The following is a 16,433-nucleotide window of genomic DNA, read 5'->3' as shown; positions in this document are numbered from 1 at the left end:
AAAAATGGGGCTTAAAGCCCCATTTTTGTATCTGCAATGTCAGCCGTTATTGGGAATTTTTACGGCTACGAATGGTCATGGCGAGGCGCGCAGGAGCATCAGGTGTCGCCACCAGCGGTTTATTCACCCGTGCAGTTTCTACACAAACCATTGTTTTATAACCATCATTGGGCATATCAACCATGCCGCTCGCCACTTCAGCACCCGGATTCCATGCAACCACATCACTTTGATGATGATGATGCACTTCAATGGTACGTTTCAGCGCAGCATCTTTTATCAGACTATAGGCTTCTGGTTGGGTATAGATACGGTCAGTTTGGCCGTTAAAGACCAAGTCGCCTTGCTGAGTCGCATCAGCAACTTTCAGCACTTTGTCTAAGTATTTCTCACCTAATCCACTGATTTTAACTTGATTGATATCACCAATCTGGAAATAGGTATGCAAGGCCGCAACCGCTTGGTAATCACCATGCGATTCTAATTCCATTTCACATTCCTCGCCCAGTTTGAAACGGGCAATCAAAGTGAATGGATGAGGCCAGAATTGGCGCGAGGCATCGCTATCTTCCAGTGTGAAAGTTAGGATAACCCCATTTTCATTCTCATCATGGGCGCTGAGAGTCCATGGCAGCAAACGAGCAAAACCATGAGAAGGCTGTGCTGATGGACCAAACCAAGGCCAACAGATAGGCACACCACCACGAATAGCCACGCCGTCTTTAAATGGCGTGTTATTGCTCAACCAAATAACCGGTTGTTCACCGCTAGGCTGATACGCCAATAAATGAGCACCTTGCAAGCTGACTGCGGCACGCACTTTCGGGTGGGAAACGACCACAACCGGCAGTTCATCCAATTGGCGTAAGCTGATGTAAGGCGAAATTTGTTCAACAACAGGTAGGGTGAATACTTTCTCGTTCATTCGTTTGGCCTTATGAGAAAAGGAGTTTGAGATCCATTGAACTTCAGACTTTCGATAATATCACAGGCTTTAAATCTTGCAGTCAATCGACGATAAAGTAGTAGTGAATCATTGATATCGCGCAACTTTTTAGAGTGATGAAATGGGCAGGGTGGTGAGTTTATCTATGATAAATAATAAAAAAAGCCACTCGAGAGTGGCTTTTGGCAGAGATCTACATCAATCCATTATTTGGAGATGTGAGAAATCAGATCCAGAACTTTGTTTGAGTAGCCAGTTTCGTTATCGTACCAAGAAACCAGTTTCACAAAGTTGTCATTCAGCGCGATACCTGCTTTAGCATCGAATACTGAAGTCAGTTTTTCGCCGTTGAAATCGGTAGAAACAACGTCGTCTTCGGTATAACCCAGAACGCCTTTCAGCTCGCCTTCTGAAGCTGCTTTGATAGCGGCACAGATTTCTTTATAAGAAGCTGGTTTTTCCAGACGTGCAGTCAGGTCAACAACAGAAACGTTAGGGGTAGGAACGCGGAACGCCATACCAGTCAGTTTGCCGTTCAGTTCTGGGATAACTTTACCTACTGCTTTAGCAGCACCGGTAGAAGAAGGGATGATGTTCTGGGATGCGCCGCGGCCGCCGCGCCAGTCTTTGTGAGACGGGCCATCAACAGTTTTCTGAGTTGCGGTAGTTGCATGCACAGTGGTCATCAGCGCTTCAACGATACCGAACTTGTCGTTGATAACTTTAGCCAGTGGTGCCAAGCAGTTAGTGGTACAAGAAGCGTTAGAAACGATTTCCTGGCCAGCATAAGCCTTGTGGTTAACGCCCATAACGAACATAGGGGTGTCGTCTTTAGAAGGACCAGTCAGAACAACTTTCTTCGCGCCAGCAGCGATGTGCTTACGTGCAGTTTCGTCGGTCAGGAACAGGCCAGTTGCTTCAGCAACTACGTCAACATTAACTTCGTTCCACTTCAGGTTAGCCGGATCTCTCTCTGCGGTAACACGGATGGTTTTACCGTTAACAACCAGATGGCCGTCTTTTACTTCTACAGTACCGTCGAAACGACCGTGGGTAGAGTCGTATTTCAGCATGTACGCCATGTAGTCAGCGTCCAACAGGTCGTTGATTGCAACGATCTCGATGTCAGAACGTTCCTGAGCAGCACGGAAAACAATGCGACCGATACGGCCAAAACCGTTGATACCTACTTTGATAGTCATATATTCCACCAGCTATTTGTTAGTGAATAAAAGGTTGGTTGTAAAATTACAAAAACCTTACCGAGCGTCAAGCGGAATCGTGTCAATTATTGCTACAAATCAAACCAAGGCCGGTAGATCGAACATTAATCACGCGTTTCCAGATACGATTAGCCTCATTTTTATATTGGGGCGAATTATTCAGTTTAAAGTGATAATCAGTAAGATTTGCGATTTTTATCACATTTATACTGTTGCCGCTTTGATGGCATACAGTTTAGGACAATTTTAACTGCTTTGTTGTTAATTTTTTGTTATTATTAGGCGTTGTTTTCGTTGACTTTATTCCCTGCCAGAGAACCGCACAAATGGCTAAAGAACTGAACTCTACAAAAAATAGTGAGAAACTGTCCGATATTCAACGGCATGTCACCCAACAACGGGGGACAGAAGCGCCTTTTAGTGGCAAATTGCTGCATAATAAGCGCGAAGGTGTTTACCAATGCTTGTGCTGTCATCAGCCGCTGTTTATCTCCGAATCAAAGTTTGATTCAGGTTGTGGTTGGCCGAGTTTCTACCAGCCGCTGGATACCGAATCTATCCGCTATATTGATGATTATTCTCATAATATGCATCGCATTGAGATCCGCTGTGGCAACTGTGATGCACATTTGGGGCATGTTTTTCCTGATGGCCCGCAGCCGACAGGGGAGCGCTATTGCGTGAACTCGGCATCACTGAATTTTGTTGATGACCAAAATGGTGAACAAACCGCGGGCTAAAGGCTCTTTATTATCACCATTTCATCGATGAAAAATCGATTCAGCTTATTATTCGTTTACTGAGGATGCTCTGATGGAGCTTGAAGATCTGATTTCAGTGATGACGCCCGAAATATACCAGCGTTTGATGCAAGCGGTGGAACTGGGTAAATGGCCAGATGGTGTGGCGCTGACACCGGAACAGAAAGAGAACAGCCTGCAAATGGTAATGTTGTGGCAGGCGCGTCATAACGAGGATGCTCAGCATATGAGTATTGGGACCGATGGTCAGATCGTGATGAAAACTAAGCAAGAACTGAAGCAACAATTCAGTCAGCCGACATTGGTCAAGTTGAAGCCGGAGTAATCGCAAATGTCAGTCAGTCCGAGTGCATAAAAAACGGAGCCAGTTAGGCTCCGTTGATATTTATTTCTGATGAGTCAGCAAGTGCTAAGTTGCTTTATCTCGGCAATAAACAGCGCCAATGACTGTAGCGTTGCCCCGGACTGATTCATTACATTAATGGCTTGATTGGCAATCAGTGCGTCGCCCTCAGTAACCGCCAGCGCACCACCCAGACAAAAATCTTTTGTAAATCAACTAAGAGCAGTGCTGCGTTCATTCACATTCCATCAGGTCAGTTAGTCTCGGTGAGTTCACCGCGCAGGTTTTGTTGCATCAACCGGCGAATGTCTTCAGGAGATAGGGATTGGCTCAATAAATAATGCAATTTTGTCAGCGCGGCTTCCACCGTCATATCAAAACCACTAATAACACCGGCGTGCGCCAGTGCATTTCCGGTTGCATATCCTTCCATATTGACGCTACCAGAAATACATTGTGTCAGATTGATCACCACAATACCGCGCTCGCTGGCATTTTTCAGTTCATCCAGTAACTCTGCTTTTTGTGGTGCATTACCCACACCATAGGAGCGCAAAATCAGTGCTTTGACGGGCTGTAGCAGGAAGTTACGTACTACCGCACCAGATATGCCCGGATAAATAGTGACCACACCAATAGGCTGAGGTGTGATGTTATGAACAATCAATGGGCCGTTGTTAACCGGCGACTCTACCGCGGCCATCCGACGGATGTGGATACCGGCCTCCAGCAGCACGGAGAGATTAGGTGAAGCGAAAGCATCAAACCCATCTGCATGGGCTTTGGTGGTGCGGTTGCCGCGAAACAGTTTGTTGTTAAAGAACAAACTGACTTCATTCACCGGATGATTAGCGGCCAGATAGAGCGCATTGAGCAAGTTGGTTTGCCCGTCAGAGCGCAATTCTGCCAAGGGAATTTGTGAGCCAGTGACAATCACGGGTTTGGCCAGATTCTCTAGCATGAAAGACAGCGCTGAGGCGGTGAAGGCCATGGTGTCGGTGCCGTGTAAAATCACAAAACCATCATATAAATCGTAATTTTGCTGAATATCATTGGCGATATGCTGCCAGTCCTCTGGTGTCATATCCGAGGAATCAATTAATGGGGCATATTCATGGATGGTAAAATCTGGCATTTCGGGCCGATGGAACTCAGGCATGAGAGCAAGTTGGCGCTGTAGGTGGCCGGAAACAGGAATGTATCCGTTATCCGAGCGCTGCATACCAATAGTCCCGCCGGTATAGGCGACATAAATAGATTTCTTCTGCATGAGTCATTTGCCTGAAAAAGAGTACGAAATGAGATGGGTGAATTATAGGGAGACTGACGAGGAAAAAAAGCCCGGCAGGTGCCGGGCAGAGTATTTATCGACTATTTGCTGAATTGACTAGCGTATATCGCCACAGGTTAGACATAAAGCATAGCGATTCTGCGGGTCATTGAGTGTATTCAATAATCCTGGCTTATCTTTCACTGCTTGCGCCAGCGCAGAAACTGGCTCGGGCAACCAGGCTTGAATCGCCGCCGGTAACATCGCCTGTACGGATGCGCTCATCTGGCCGAAAATCAAATCACTGAGACTGGGTTCATCAACAAACCAATTCAGTTGCCAGGTTTTCAGTTGCGCCAATTCAGCGACTTTCTTCACGGCATCATCAAAATCACCCAGTTGATCCACTAAACCGTTATTTTTGGCATCCAGACCAATCCACACATGGCCTTGCGCGATTTGATCAACTTGCTCTGGGGTTTTGTGGCGTGCGGTAGCGACCAAATCAATAAAGGTTTTATAGCCATTCTCTATGTTGATTTGCATCATCTGAGAGAATTCAGGCGGCAAATCCTTGGTAACAGAAACATTCGCCAGCGGCGACGTGGCTACGCCATCGGTATGTACGCCTATACTTTCCAGGGTGTTTTGGAATGTATTAATTACACCGAAAATACCGATTGAGCCCGTCAGGGTACTTGGGTTGGCAATAATATAATTGGCTGGCGTTGAGATCCAATATCCACCAGAAGCTGCCATTCCGCCCATGGATACAACCAAAGGTTTATTGGCGGCACGCAATGCGGCTAATTCAGAGCGAATCAGTTCAGACGCACTCACGCTGCCACCTGGGCTATTTACTCGCAAGATAACAGCTTTGATTTTCGGATCTAAACGCGCCTGACGAATTTGAGCCGCCAGAGCATCACCGCCGACATTCCCAGGGGTCTGAGGGCCATCCATAATCGCACCGTTAGCAAAGAGAACCGCTATCTGCTCGCCTTGTTGTGGTGTCGGGGTCGGTTGGTAGTCATAAATGCTGACAAAGTTGAAGTCATTATTCTTCTTATCCCAACCGAAGGTTTTAACCAACTCATTTTCCACATCTGGACGCGTGGCTAATTGATCGACCAATTTGCTCGCCAGTGCATACTGCGCCGGAGAACCACCTGCGGCCTGCAATCCACTGATAACACCGGCCGCCCCAGGGAACAACTGTTCTGGGGTTAATTGCCGGTTAGCCGAAACTGCCGTGAGGTAATTTTGCCATAACCCGCCAATCCAACGGCTGTCTGCTTCACGTGCCGCTGGCGACATATCATCACGAATCATCGGCTCGACCGCTGATTTATAAGTGCCGACGCGGAAGATATTGGTGGTGACTTTGAGTTTTTCCAGTAATGACTTGTAGTACAGATTATTACTGGCAAAACCATGCAGATCGACCGCCCCTTGTGGTGACAGGTAGATTTTATTGGCAAAGCTGGCTAAATAGTATTGAGTCTGATTATAACTATCGCCAATGGCGTAAATGGGCTTGCCGGTATCACGGAATTCCCGCAGCGCCTTACCAATATATTGCAAAGAGGGCTGGTCAGTGCCGGTAAAGTCACTCAGTGAGAGCACCAGACCGGTAATATTATTATCGGCTTTTGCCAGACGAATGGTTTCTACAACATCAAATAGGGAGTTTTCCTGTAGGCGATTACTGGATGCCCCTAATAACTCACGCCCTAATTGGCGCAACTTATTATTCACGGCCGGCTGATCGACAACGACACCGCTTAAATTAACTAACAACGCGCCTTTAACCGGTTCTGCCGGTTTGCTTTGGAACTGAAGGTAAATACCGACACCGACCAAAATCAGCAGTATCAGGAAAAGATTAAGAACAAACTCTCTGACAAAATTCAGCAGACGCCAAGTCCACTTGAAAAAGCCAGCAATAATTCGCCACAAAGTGCGCATGTTATCTCCAACAAAACCGGGCAAGTACAGTTATCCTAATGACCTGACGAACAAAAGTCAGCTTTAAATCATCGTGAAGCTTAGTGAATAGGTCAACACTGGTAACAAAACGACAACTTATGCTACCGTGCTGAAAATGAAAATCGTTATCAGGAGAAAATGATGGATGCATTGGAACTGTTACTAAATCGCCGCTCGGCGTCTCGTTTAACTGCCCCAGCCCCTGCCGGCGAAGCATTAGACCACATTATTCACGCAGGAATGCGGGCTCCAGATCATGGCACATTACAGCCTTGGCGCTTTGTTTTAATTCAAAATGAGGGGCTAGAGCGCTTTAGCCAATTACTACAAAATGCGGTCAAACACGATGGATCGGATGATGCGGTGCTGGAGAAGGCAAAACTGGCCCCTTTCCGTGCGCCTTTGATTATTACCGTCATCGCTCATGTCACCGAAAATCCTAAAGTTCCAAATTGGGAACAAGTCGTTTCTGCGGGCTGTGCGGTGCAAGCCATGCAGATGGCGGCGCTGGCCCAAGGGTTTAATGGTATCTGGCGTACCGGGTCTTGGACTCACCATCCTGTTGTTCGTCAGGGTTTTGCTTGCCGCGAACAAGACGAAATTGTCGGTTTTCTGTACCTTGGCACACCGCAATTGAAATCCGCGACCAAAGTGACGCCACCGGACTACTCGACTTTTGTCCGCTATTTCTGAGATTGACAGTCTATTTATTACGCGATACTGCGCAGCCTGTGGCTTTTAACGGCAATAAGCTGCGTTTTCGCCCGCTTTGTGACCAACCTATCTGCCCGAACGCCGCTCTCTACTTACTAAGCTAAGCTATAGGCGCTACCATAGACATCTTGGATATTTGCCCTATATGTGTCATTGCTGACTAAATATCTTACTTATTGATTGAACTGCTTATTACTGAACCATCAAACGGGAGAGTGTTATGACATCGCCAGCGATACGTCTTACTCAGTACAGCCACGGAGCGGGTTGCGGTTGCAAAATTTCGCCCAAAGTATTGGATAAAATTTTACATTCCGAACAACAAAAGTTTCTTGACCCTCGCCTGCTGGTGGGCAATGAAACCCGTGATGATGCTGCCGTTTATGATATTGGTAATGGGGTCGGTATAATCAGTACAACTGACTTTTTTATGCCGATCGTCGATGATCCCTTCGATTTCGGGCGCATTGCCGCCACGAATGCCATCAGTGATATTTATGCAATGGGCGGTAAACCTATTATGGCAATAGCCATTTTAGGTTGGCCAATTGATAAGTTGGCACCTGAAGTTGCCCGGCAAGTCATCGAAGGTGGGCGACATGTGTGCCAGCAGGCAGGGATTTCATTGGCTGGTGGGCATTCTATTGATGCGCCTGAACCTATTTTTGGTTTGGCTGTTACAGGTATTGTCAGCACTGATCAGGTTAAGAAAAACAGCGCCGCAAAAGCGGGTTGTAAGCTGTTTCTCACTAAACCTTTGGGCATTGGTATCCTAACAACGGCAGAGAAAAAAAGTCAATTACGGCCAGAACATCAAGGTGTTGCGACCAAAACTATGTGTCAGTTGAATAAGTCTGGTGCTGATTTTGCCCATGTTCCAGGGGTTACCGCCATGACGGATGTGACAGGTTTTGGTCTGTTAGGTCATTTAAGTGAAATTTGTCAGGGGTCGGGTGTTCAGGCGACGTTGCATTTTTCGGCTATTCCACGGCTACCGGCTGTCGAAGAGTATATTGCTGCGGGTTGTGTTCCGGGTGGAACCGGCCGCAATTTTGACAGTTATGGACATCTGATTGGCAAAATGTCTGATTTGCAGAAGAATTTACTCTGCGACCCCCAGACATCGGGGGGATTACTGTTGGCGGTATTGCCGGAGGCCGAGGCGCAAGTGCAGGAAATCGCAGCTCAACATGGTATGACGCTCAGTGCGATTGGTGAGCTGAATGTGGTGGATAACAGCCGAGCTTTGATTGAGATAACAGAATGACCTTTTCTTTGATGTATTCGTGCGGTGAATGATGCGACTTTTTATTGCCGAAAAGCCCAGTTTGGCGCGGGCGATCGCGGATATTTTGCCAAAACCGCATCGTCGGGGTGATGGATTCATTGCGTGCGGTAGTGATCAAATGGTGACCTGGTGTGTGGGCCACTTGTTGGAACAAGCCCAGCCTGATGCGTACGACAGCCGTTATGCGCGTTGGTCATTAGCAGATTTACCCATTATTCCTGAAAAATGGCAGTTGCAGCCACGTCCTTCAGTCAGTAAACAATTGAATGTTATCAAACAGTTGTTACAACAATCTGATGAAGTGGTTCATGCGGGTGACCCAGACCGTGAAGGGCAACTTTTGGTTGATGAGGTATTGGATTATCTCGATTTAGCCGCAGAGAAAAGACAAAACGTACGTCGTTGTTTGATTAATGATTTAAACCCACAGGCAGTGGAACGTGCCGTGGAGCGCTTGCGCTATAACCGTGAGTTTATCCCACTTTGTGTTTCTGCCCTCGCGCGAGCCCGGGCCGATTGGCTCTATGGCATCAATATGACTCGGGCCTATACCATTCTTGGGCGCAATGCGGGCTATGATGGCGTGTTGTCTGTTGGTCGTGTGCAGACGCCCGTATTGGGATTAGTGGTGCGTCGTGATGAAGAAATAGAAGACTTTGTTTCCAAAGATTTTTTTGAAGTTAAAGCTCATATCGTCACACCCGCAGATGAACGTTTTATTGCGCTCTGGCAGCCGAGCGACTCGTGTGAATCCTATCAGGATGAAGAAGGGCGTTTGTTACACCGGCCGTTGGCGGAACACGTTGTTAACCGCATAACGGGCCAGCCCGCGTTTGTCACATCCTATAATGATAAACGGGAATCAGAAACCGCGCCGTTACCATTTTCTCTGTCTACTTTACAGATTGAGGCGGCAAAACGATTCGGGCTAAGTGCGCAACAAGTGCTGGATATTTGTCAGCGATTATATGAAACGCACAAATTGATTACGTATCCGCGCTCGGATTGCCGATATCTACCAGAAGAGCATTTTGCGGGGCGACATTCAGTGCTCAATGCTATCAGTATCCACCAGGCTGACCTTTTGCCGCTCGATGTTATGGACAGTGACCGGCGAAACCGTTGTTGGGATGACAAAAAAGTTGACGCCCACCACGCCATTATTCCGACTGCGCGTGCCAGCGAAGTGAATCTGACTACTGATGAGAGCAAAGTTTATCGATTAGTGGCGCAGCAATATCTGATGCAGTTTTGTCCTGATGCGCAGTTTCGTAAGTGTGTTATTGAATTGGATATTGCCGGCGGGAAGTTTATCGCGAAAGCCCGTTTTCTGGCCGAGGCCGGTTGGCGCACCTTGCTCGGCAGTAAAGAGCGAGACGAAGAGAATGAAGGCGCGCCATTACCGGTGGTTGAGAAGGGCGCGGAATTACTGTGTGAACGCGGTGAAGTTGTTGAGCGCCAAACTCAACCCCCACGGCCATTTACTGATGCCAGTTTGTTATCTGCCATGACCGGCATTGCGCGCTTTGTGCAAGATAAAGAGCTAAAAAAGGTATTGCGCGCGACAGATGGTTTGGGGACGGAAGCAACACGCGCAGGTATTATTGAGTTATTGTTTAAACGGACTTTTTTGTTTAAAAAAGGTCGTTATATTCATGCTAGCCCGGCGGGAAGAGCATTAATACACGCATTACCCGATATCGCCGCACGCCCTGATATGACGGCGCATTGGGAGTCGACGCTGACACAAATCAGCGAGAAAAACTGTCGCTATCAGGATTTTATGCAACCGCTGGTGGCGACATTGCAGGATTTAATCAGTCAGGCAAAACAAAATCGTTCACCTCAGGTTTTCCGTGGGCTGCCAGCAGCACCTTCTGGGGCGACAAAGAAACGTAAGAAAACAGCGTCCAAAGCCAAGGAGAATAAGTCATGAGAACATGGGTAATTCTGGGGTGTATTAGTTTTGCCACACTGATTTCCGGCCCGGTCTTGGCAAACCGGAACAATGTTGATGTTGATGTTGTTGTTCCTTTACCTCCTGAAGTTTGGAATAACTCATCAAACCGCAATAACAACAATAATCCGTGCACGCGTTGCTGTATTTACCAAAATCAGAATTATTCAGAAGGTGCGGTACTCAGGGTTGAAGGGGAAGTCTTGCAATGTGTGCGAGATCCCAATGTGATTGGAACTAATCCACTGATATGGAAAAGATTAACCCGATAAGTAATTATTGTTTTTGACGAATATAAGCGTCTAATAATGGGATATCAGCGGGCGCCAGAGGGTAATGATAAGCATCCTCTGGCGTTAACCAGACAAACGCTGAGTGGCAATGCAAAGTTGGCTCTCCCTCGAAGTTTTTAACACGCCATGCATGCAGCCGGATAGTGCGTTGCAGTGAATCCCACTGATTAGTTGCAATATATTCGGTGACTATTGCGTCAATATTTAACTCTTCGGCAAGCTCACGAACTAACGCTTGCGGTTGGCTCTCTCCGGCCTCGACTTTCCCTCCAGGAAATTCCCACAAACCGGCTTGATCGCGATGTATATCTCGTTGCGCCAGTAAAATCTTGCCGTTTCGTTCAATAATTGCCGCGACGACATCAATCATTTTATATTTGCCTGATTACAGTGGGTTATTTATTTCGTTAAAAAATAGCCCCATTAGTAAATAGGGCTTATCTAAACCAGCAATGATTAGAGTGCGAATTCAGACCATACTGGAGCGTGATCTGACGGTTTTTCCATGCCTCTAATGTCGTAATCAATACCGGTGGCGATGCAGCGAGCGGCGAGCGGTTGGCTTGCCAGCAATAAATCTATGCGCAAACCTCGGTTCTCGTCAAAACCCCGTGACCGGTAATCAAACCATGAGAATTGATTGCTGCAATCAGGATTTGCTGCACGGAAAGTATCCACCAACCCCCAGTTTTGTAAGCGCTCTAGCCATGCACGCTCTTCGGGCAGGAATGAACATTTCCCGGTACGCAACCAGCGCTTACGGCTATCTTCCCCAATACCAATATCCAAATCCGTTGGGCTAATATTTAAATCGCCCATAATCAGCACTTGGGCATCAGCCGAAAGTTGCTGCTCTAAATACTGCTGCAAGTCAGCATAAAAACGTTCTTTAGCGGGAAACTTTATCGGGTGGTCGCGGCTTTCTCCTTGAGGGAAATAGCCATTAATGACAGTTAAAGGGCCTTGGGGCGTCGCGATGTCAGCCATAATAATGCGCCGCTGAGCATCTTCTTCATCTGTAGGGAAGCCGCGTCGAACCGCCAAAGGTTCATTTTTGGTTAACAGTGCAACGCCGTAATGGCCTTTTTGTCCATGATAAAAAACGTGATAACCATGCTGACTAACCTCTTCCAGGGGAAACATATCATCATGCACTTTTGTTTCCTGAAGCCCGATAACATCCGGTTGATGTTGTTCGATTATTGCAGCCAGTTGATGAGGTCGAGCACGTAGGCCATTGATATTAAAAGAGACAAACTTCATGGTCAGCACCGTATATTCACTAGAAATGATTCCGAATATTAGCAGATGCCGCATAAAAATGTAATGCATAATAAGAGAATAAGTAATAAATGTTCATTAAAATAGATAATGAGAAACCATAAACAAAAAAGAAAACTTTAAATTACTGTATTACTGCTTTTATATCGAGCAAGAAGTTATTGCTATCTCATAGCTTATTGATTAGGCCAAATATTGAATTTGGTCACCATCACTTTAGATATTCTCCTGCAAGAAAATCATTTTTTTTAGAATAGACTGTTTTTAATTCTCATAAACCAATTCTTATTTTCTTGATGACTATTATCATAAATATCTATTGATGGATTTTATTTATTATCCAACTGGAAAATGGATCTCATCATATTTACTGCTGTCACAAGCACCTAATATTTTTTGAGGTTATAAAGGTTATCAGTAATTTTTGTTTTTTTATATTGAAGTGTGTTAACTGATTTTGTAACGGGAAGAATAAAAAATAGTTATTTAATATCATAGATCTACACTGAATTCTCTGTTAGAAATATTTGTAATGTTAGGGTGGTAATACACAAAGTCTCCAAAACTTTGATTGCAAAAAATGTAACTTCACGTCGTTAGTGTCTACGCGACAATAATCTTTGATAATGTTTCTACAAATTACTCTAAATCCAATTGGTATTTTTTATATTATATATTAAATAATATCTACAACTAGCATTATATACGTAGGCATGCATGTCTTTTTTTCTGATAAATTTTTACGCAAAGCAAAGGATTGGTGAATTATGTTTCTATCACGTAAGTTAGAGGCCTTTATGGCCGTAGTTGAAAATGGTTCGCTGAGTAAGGCTGCCAGAGTGATGAACAGGACCACGCCTCCCGTGGCGAAGTCTATAAAAGACTTTGAAAGCATAATAGGAAAAAAACTATTTAAACGAGAAAAATTCGGCATGAGTTTAACGCGAGACGGCGAGGTTTTATATAATGATCTAAAAGATTTATATCAGCAAGAAAAAGAAATAACCAAAAAACATCTTACCGGTCATGTTTCCAATGTCATCAATATTTATTACGACTGGGGAAAAAGTGAAAAATTAACACAGCTCTATAAATTGGCCGAAAAAAATAATATTCAAGCTAATATAATAAAGTTTTATTATGAAAATATTGATGAGATTGGAGACTATGATGGGAATTCGTTAATTCTTTCATCAGAAAAAATTGGTAGTGACAGGTTTATGTTATTGAATGAAGTTCCAGATAGTGGTTTTGGTATTTATGGTAGAAAAGACATAATTAATGAGAGTCAAGATATTATAAATATTCTCCACAACAATACTTGGCTGTGTAATCCAACATTATACAGAAGTAAATTTGTTAAGAATCTGGAAGAATGTGTTAAAAAACAACATAATAAAGTGAGTGTGAGGCAAGTGGATAATTTGGCTTGTTGTTTGGACTTTATCTATACTGGCAGGTACATCTGTATTACAGACTCCATTATGGACAATTTTAATGGTGACTCAAAGCTGGATTTTATAAATTTAGCAAACTTCCAAGATGAAAATAAATTGTATTTCTACAAATCGAGATCTCATTCCAGTGTGTTAAATGGCTTAATAGATTATATTTATACTTTGGTGTGAATACGTCATATTATTCATCTTTTTTTGACAAGAATAATACCCTTTCACAGGCTGGATATACTTTTGATGGGTTTTATATCAGAAAACTGAGAACACTATAAGATGATGGTGGTGGGGGAAGGATTCGAACCTTCGAAGTCGATGACGGCAGATTTACAGTCTGCTCCCTTTGGCCGCTCGGGAACCCCACCACTGAATTCGTGGTTTTGATGCTTAGATATTTGGCCATGCTTTTCAGTTAAGTGCTCTTGAATATAACTCTGTTAATTCAACACATTGAATCAACGTAGAATTCAAAATGGTGGTGGGGGAAGGATTCGAACCTTCGAAGTCGATGACGGCAGATTTACAGTCTGCTCCCTTTGGCCGCTCGGGAACCCCACCACTGGCCTAACTGCTTAACAATACTGTCTTGGTAAGCGGGGCGCATCATATCAAATGAAGCGCCCCTGTAAAGACTTGAAATGAAAAAAATAACTTGTTCGCTGTTTTTTTGTCCGTGGCGATGAATATATGGGCAAAAAATATCGATTTATTGTGAGCTTACAGAATAACTGTGCGGTTACCGTACACAAAAACGCGCTGCGCTAATACACGATAGAGCGCGCGGCTCAGCACATTCTTTTCTACATCACGCCCAGCCCGCATCATGTCTTCGGCAGTATATGAGTGATCTACATGAATCACGTCCTGCATAATGATTGGGCCCTCATCCAGGCTGTCATTAACATAGTGCGCGGTCGCGCCAATGATTTTCACACCGCGCTCATAAGCTTGATGATAAGGACGTGCGCCAATAAATGCGGGCAAAAATGAATGGTGAATATTAATAATTTGGTACGGGAAGCGCTGCACAAAAGCTGGTGTCAGTACACGCATATATTTAGCCAGCACAACATAGTCGGGCTGATATTGCTCAATTTGTTCAATCAAACGTTGGTCATGTTGATCTCGGGTGAGGCCTTCATGGCTAATAAGATGGAAAGGAATATCAAAACGCTCAACCAAATTTTGTAGCGCGTCATGGTTGCCAATGACAGCCGCAATCTCAACATCCAGACCACCGTAGGCGCTTTTCATTAATAAGTCGCCAAGGCAATGCGCCTCTTTTGTTACCATAATGACAATGCGACGACGCCCAGCCGTATGTAATTCACGATTAGTACCTTCAGGCAATGCATCATCCAAGTCTGCCAACAGGGTAGTGTCATTGAAAATACCCTCAAGCTCTGTGCGCATGAAAAAGCGACCAGTCAGATGATCAACAAATTCATTATTTTGCACAATGTTCAGTTGGTGCTTGTAGCAGATATTGGTGATTTTCGCGATTAAGCCTTTAGCATCAGGGCAAATAGTGCGTAACACTTTCTTTTGTACATTCTGGTGTGGCATAAGGTGGTAAATCCTGTCTTAACATGACTTGATGTTATGTAAATGTTCGATGGTACGGGCAGTAAGAGAATGATTTTACTATTAGCGTCCGCAGCATTTCTTATATTTTTTTCCCGAACCACATGGGCATGTATCATTTCTACCTACGGATGGTCGGATTCCATCAATATAGTACCAGTGTTCTTTTATGCGAAGGAAGCGAGAACGTTCATGCATTGCGCTTATCTGAGCATTATTTGCGTCAGTAAAACGGGCAATGAATTCAACAAAGGCTTCATCATCACTATCCCCCGAGATTTCTGCAAGTACAGTTAATCCGTGCCATGTTGTATTACTGAAACTTTGAATTATCCCTTCACGCCAATCTTGTGCATTGCAGTCGGGGTGCCAGGTCTTGATCAAGTAATTCACATCTTTTTTGACGTAGGCGCTATAGCGAGAACGCATCAATATTGCGGGTCTAGCCGCGATTTGGGTACCCAGAATATAAGGTTCGCAGCATTCGCGATATTCAAGTGTGCTGCCACAAGGGCACTGTTCTGACAAAATTTCTCCAAATAATCAATACGCTGCGATATCCACTGATGGAACGTTAGCTGTAGATCAGCGCGGGAAAGCCGAATTGTTACGAGTATTGCGGCCTATATTACCTAATCATGTGTTGGGGTTCAAAGCTGATAGTCATGTAAAAGATTTACGGTGGGCAAAAGATTTGTGATGTCGCTCACATAAATACTTGACCGCTGTTTCATTTTGGCGTAACTTAATAACTGTGATGTGTATCACATAAAAATAAAGATATTTACAGGAGCAACCCATGAAACTGATCAACAAAATTATCGCAATGTTCGAAAAAATGAGTGTCTCATTTGGTACCATTAACGGTTAATTATTTCATTATTAATCCGTAAGTCTTCATAATATTCTGGATGAAATTCAGTTTATAGATAATGGTACTGAGCCTTCACTGAAAGCAAGCTGTAATGTAACAGCGTAAATGTCATTATCTGTTTCCGAATTTATTATTATTAGACAATATCTCGCCTTTTGATTTGCGTGATCCTGAATATTTACGCTCAATAGCTGCCTTTATGGTGGCTATTTTGCGTTGTATACATTATTAAAAATAATAAAAATAAAGGATATGATTCATAAATTGGACAATGACCTATTGTGCATATTTTCTATGATTTGCTTAATGTTCAGAATTTAATGATTTCTTTATATACCACTCAGCGGGTCATATTCATAACGGCCTAAATGGGATATTAATTCAAAACCTAACCGCTGATATAACTGTATTTCCTCAGGTTAAAATACTCCTATCTCAAGATAAATTCCCTTTGAA

The 16,433-nt window shown here is 44.4% G+C and carries 15 protein-coding genes, 2 tRNA genes and 1 pseudogene; 7 read left to right on the top strand and 11 right to left on the bottom strand.

The genetic code is table 11. The features are described from left to right. Nucleotides 1-46: 46 nt before the first annotated feature. Together F0T03_RS11370 and gapA are read right to left on the bottom strand one after the other, a co-directional pair. A complete protein-coding gene (locus F0T03_RS11370; RefSeq protein ID WP_145556864.1) occupies nt 47-925 on the bottom strand; it encodes a D-hexose-6-phosphate mutarotase in 879 nt (292 codons plus the stop codon). 227 nt (nt 926-1,152) lie between these two features. Further along, nucleotides 1,153-2,148: a glyceraldehyde-3-phosphate dehydrogenase gene (gene gapA / locus F0T03_RS11365; RefSeq protein ID WP_002224141.1), complete on the bottom strand. Its 996-nt coding sequence runs from the start codon at nt 2,146-2,148 to the stop codon at nt 1,153-1,155. 347 nt (nt 2,149-2,495) lie between these two features. On the opposite strand from gapA, the gene msrB reads away from it, so the two are divergent. Further along, nucleotides 2,496-2,909 (top strand): peptide-methionine (R)-S-oxide reductase MsrB, encoded by a 414-nt coding sequence (gene msrB, locus F0T03_RS11360; protein ID WP_145556863.1) that lies wholly within the window; start codon nt 2,496-2,498, stop codon nt 2,907-2,909. Between the two features lie 73 nt (nt 2,910-2,982). Then, nucleotides 2,983-3,255, top strand: coding sequence for a YeaC family protein (locus tag F0T03_RS11355; RefSeq protein ID WP_083163662.1), 273 nt, complete (start codon nt 2,983-2,985; stop codon nt 3,253-3,255). Nucleotides 3,256-3,410: 155 nt separating this feature from the next. On the opposite strand, the pseudogene F0T03_RS21900 reads toward F0T03_RS11355, so the two are convergent. The 3 genes and pseudogenes from F0T03_RS21900 to sppA all read right to left on the bottom strand — a co-directional run. Next, nucleotides 3,411-3,511 (bottom strand): annotated as a pseudogene (locus F0T03_RS21900) (bifunctional nicotinamidase/pyrazinamidase); the annotation flags it as partial. Between the two features lie 15 nt (nt 3,512-3,526). Next, entirely contained in the window at nt 3,527-4,543 is a 1,017-nt protein-coding gene (gene ansA, locus F0T03_RS11350) for an asparaginase (RefSeq protein ID WP_159678409.1), read from the bottom strand. A gap of 117 nt (nt 4,544-4,660) precedes the next feature. Next, nucleotides 4,661-6,511: a signal peptide peptidase SppA gene (gene sppA, locus F0T03_RS11345; RefSeq protein ID WP_159678407.1), complete on the bottom strand. Its 1,851-nt coding sequence runs from the start codon at nt 6,509-6,511 to the stop codon at nt 4,661-4,663. A 162-nt stretch (nt 6,512-6,673) separates the two neighbouring features. Between sppA and F0T03_RS11340 the strand changes: the two genes are divergently transcribed. The 4 genes from F0T03_RS11340 to F0T03_RS11325 all read left to right on the top strand — a co-directional run bounded on the left by F0T03_RS11340 (nt 6,674) and on the right by F0T03_RS11325 (nt 10,763). Beyond that, on the top strand, nt 6,674-7,225 hold the full coding sequence (locus F0T03_RS11340; protein WP_145556940.1) for an NAD(P)H nitroreductase: 552 nt from the start codon (nt 6,674-6,676) through the stop codon (nt 7,223-7,225). A gap of 241 nt (nt 7,226-7,466) precedes the next feature. After that, the gene (gene selD, locus F0T03_RS11335; RefSeq protein WP_159678405.1) at nt 7,467-8,513 is read left to right on the top strand and encodes a selenide, water dikinase SelD; all 1,047 of its coding nucleotides are present in this window, start codon (nt 7,467-7,469) and stop codon (nt 8,511-8,513) included. Between the two features lie 31 nt (nt 8,514-8,544). After that, the gene (locus F0T03_RS11330; protein ID WP_162527033.1) at nt 8,545-10,470 is read left to right on the top strand and encodes a DNA topoisomerase III; all 1,926 of its coding nucleotides are present in this window, start codon (nt 8,545-8,547) and stop codon (nt 10,468-10,470) included. Further along, a complete protein-coding gene (locus F0T03_RS11325) occupies nt 10,467-10,763 on the top strand; it encodes a DUF1496 domain-containing protein (protein ID WP_159678401.1) in 297 nt (98 codons plus the stop codon). Before F0T03_RS11330 ends, F0T03_RS11325 begins: the two co-directional genes overlap by 4 nt. A 4-nt stretch (nt 10,764-10,767) precedes the next feature. Here F0T03_RS11325 and F0T03_RS11320 read toward each other — a convergent pair whose 3' ends face one another. Next, the gene (locus F0T03_RS11320; protein WP_159678399.1) at nt 10,768-11,154 is read right to left on the bottom strand and encodes a pyrimidine (deoxy)nucleoside triphosphate diphosphatase; all 387 of its coding nucleotides are present in this window, start codon (nt 11,152-11,154) and stop codon (nt 10,768-10,770) included. An 86-nt stretch (nt 11,155-11,240) separates the two neighbouring features. Beyond that, a complete protein-coding gene (xthA, locus tag F0T03_RS11315) occupies nt 11,241-12,047 on the bottom strand; it encodes an exodeoxyribonuclease III (protein ID WP_145556856.1) in 807 nt (268 codons plus the stop codon). Between the two features lie 785 nt (nt 12,048-12,832). Here xthA and F0T03_RS11310 point away from each other — a divergent pair. Continuing rightward, nucleotides 12,833-13,693, top strand: a complete 861-nt coding sequence (locus tag F0T03_RS11310; protein ID WP_145562191.1) for a LysR family transcriptional regulator — start codon at nt 12,833-12,835, stop codon at nt 13,691-13,693. A gap of 106 nt (nt 13,694-13,799) precedes the next feature. Here the strand turns inward: F0T03_RS11310 and F0T03_RS11305 are convergent. The 4 genes from F0T03_RS11305 to F0T03_RS11290 form a co-directional block, all read right to left on the bottom strand. Continuing rightward, nucleotides 13,800-13,884 (bottom strand) — tRNA-Tyr (locus F0T03_RS11305). A gap of 108 nt (nt 13,885-13,992) precedes the next feature. Then, nucleotides 13,993-14,077 (bottom strand) — tRNA-Tyr (locus tag F0T03_RS11300). Between the two features lie 159 nt (nt 14,078-14,236). Next, nucleotides 14,237-15,085 carry a formyltetrahydrofolate deformylase gene (gene purU, locus F0T03_RS11295; protein WP_025378136.1) on the bottom strand — a complete coding sequence of 283 codons (849 nt, stop codon included), beginning with the start codon at nt 15,083-15,085 and terminating at the stop codon, nt 14,237-14,239. An 81-nt stretch (nt 15,086-15,166) separates the two neighbouring features. Further along, a complete protein-coding gene (locus F0T03_RS11290) occupies nt 15,167-15,631 on the bottom strand; it encodes a YchJ family protein (RefSeq protein WP_145556731.1) in 465 nt (154 codons plus the stop codon). Nucleotides 15,632-16,433 lie beyond the last annotated feature (802 nt).

Source organism: Yersinia canariae (assembly GCF_009831415.1).
Taxonomy (GTDB): Bacteria; Pseudomonadota; Gammaproteobacteria; order Enterobacterales; family Enterobacteriaceae; genus Yersinia; species Yersinia canariae.
This window is presented reverse-complemented; position numbering and strand designations above follow the sequence as displayed.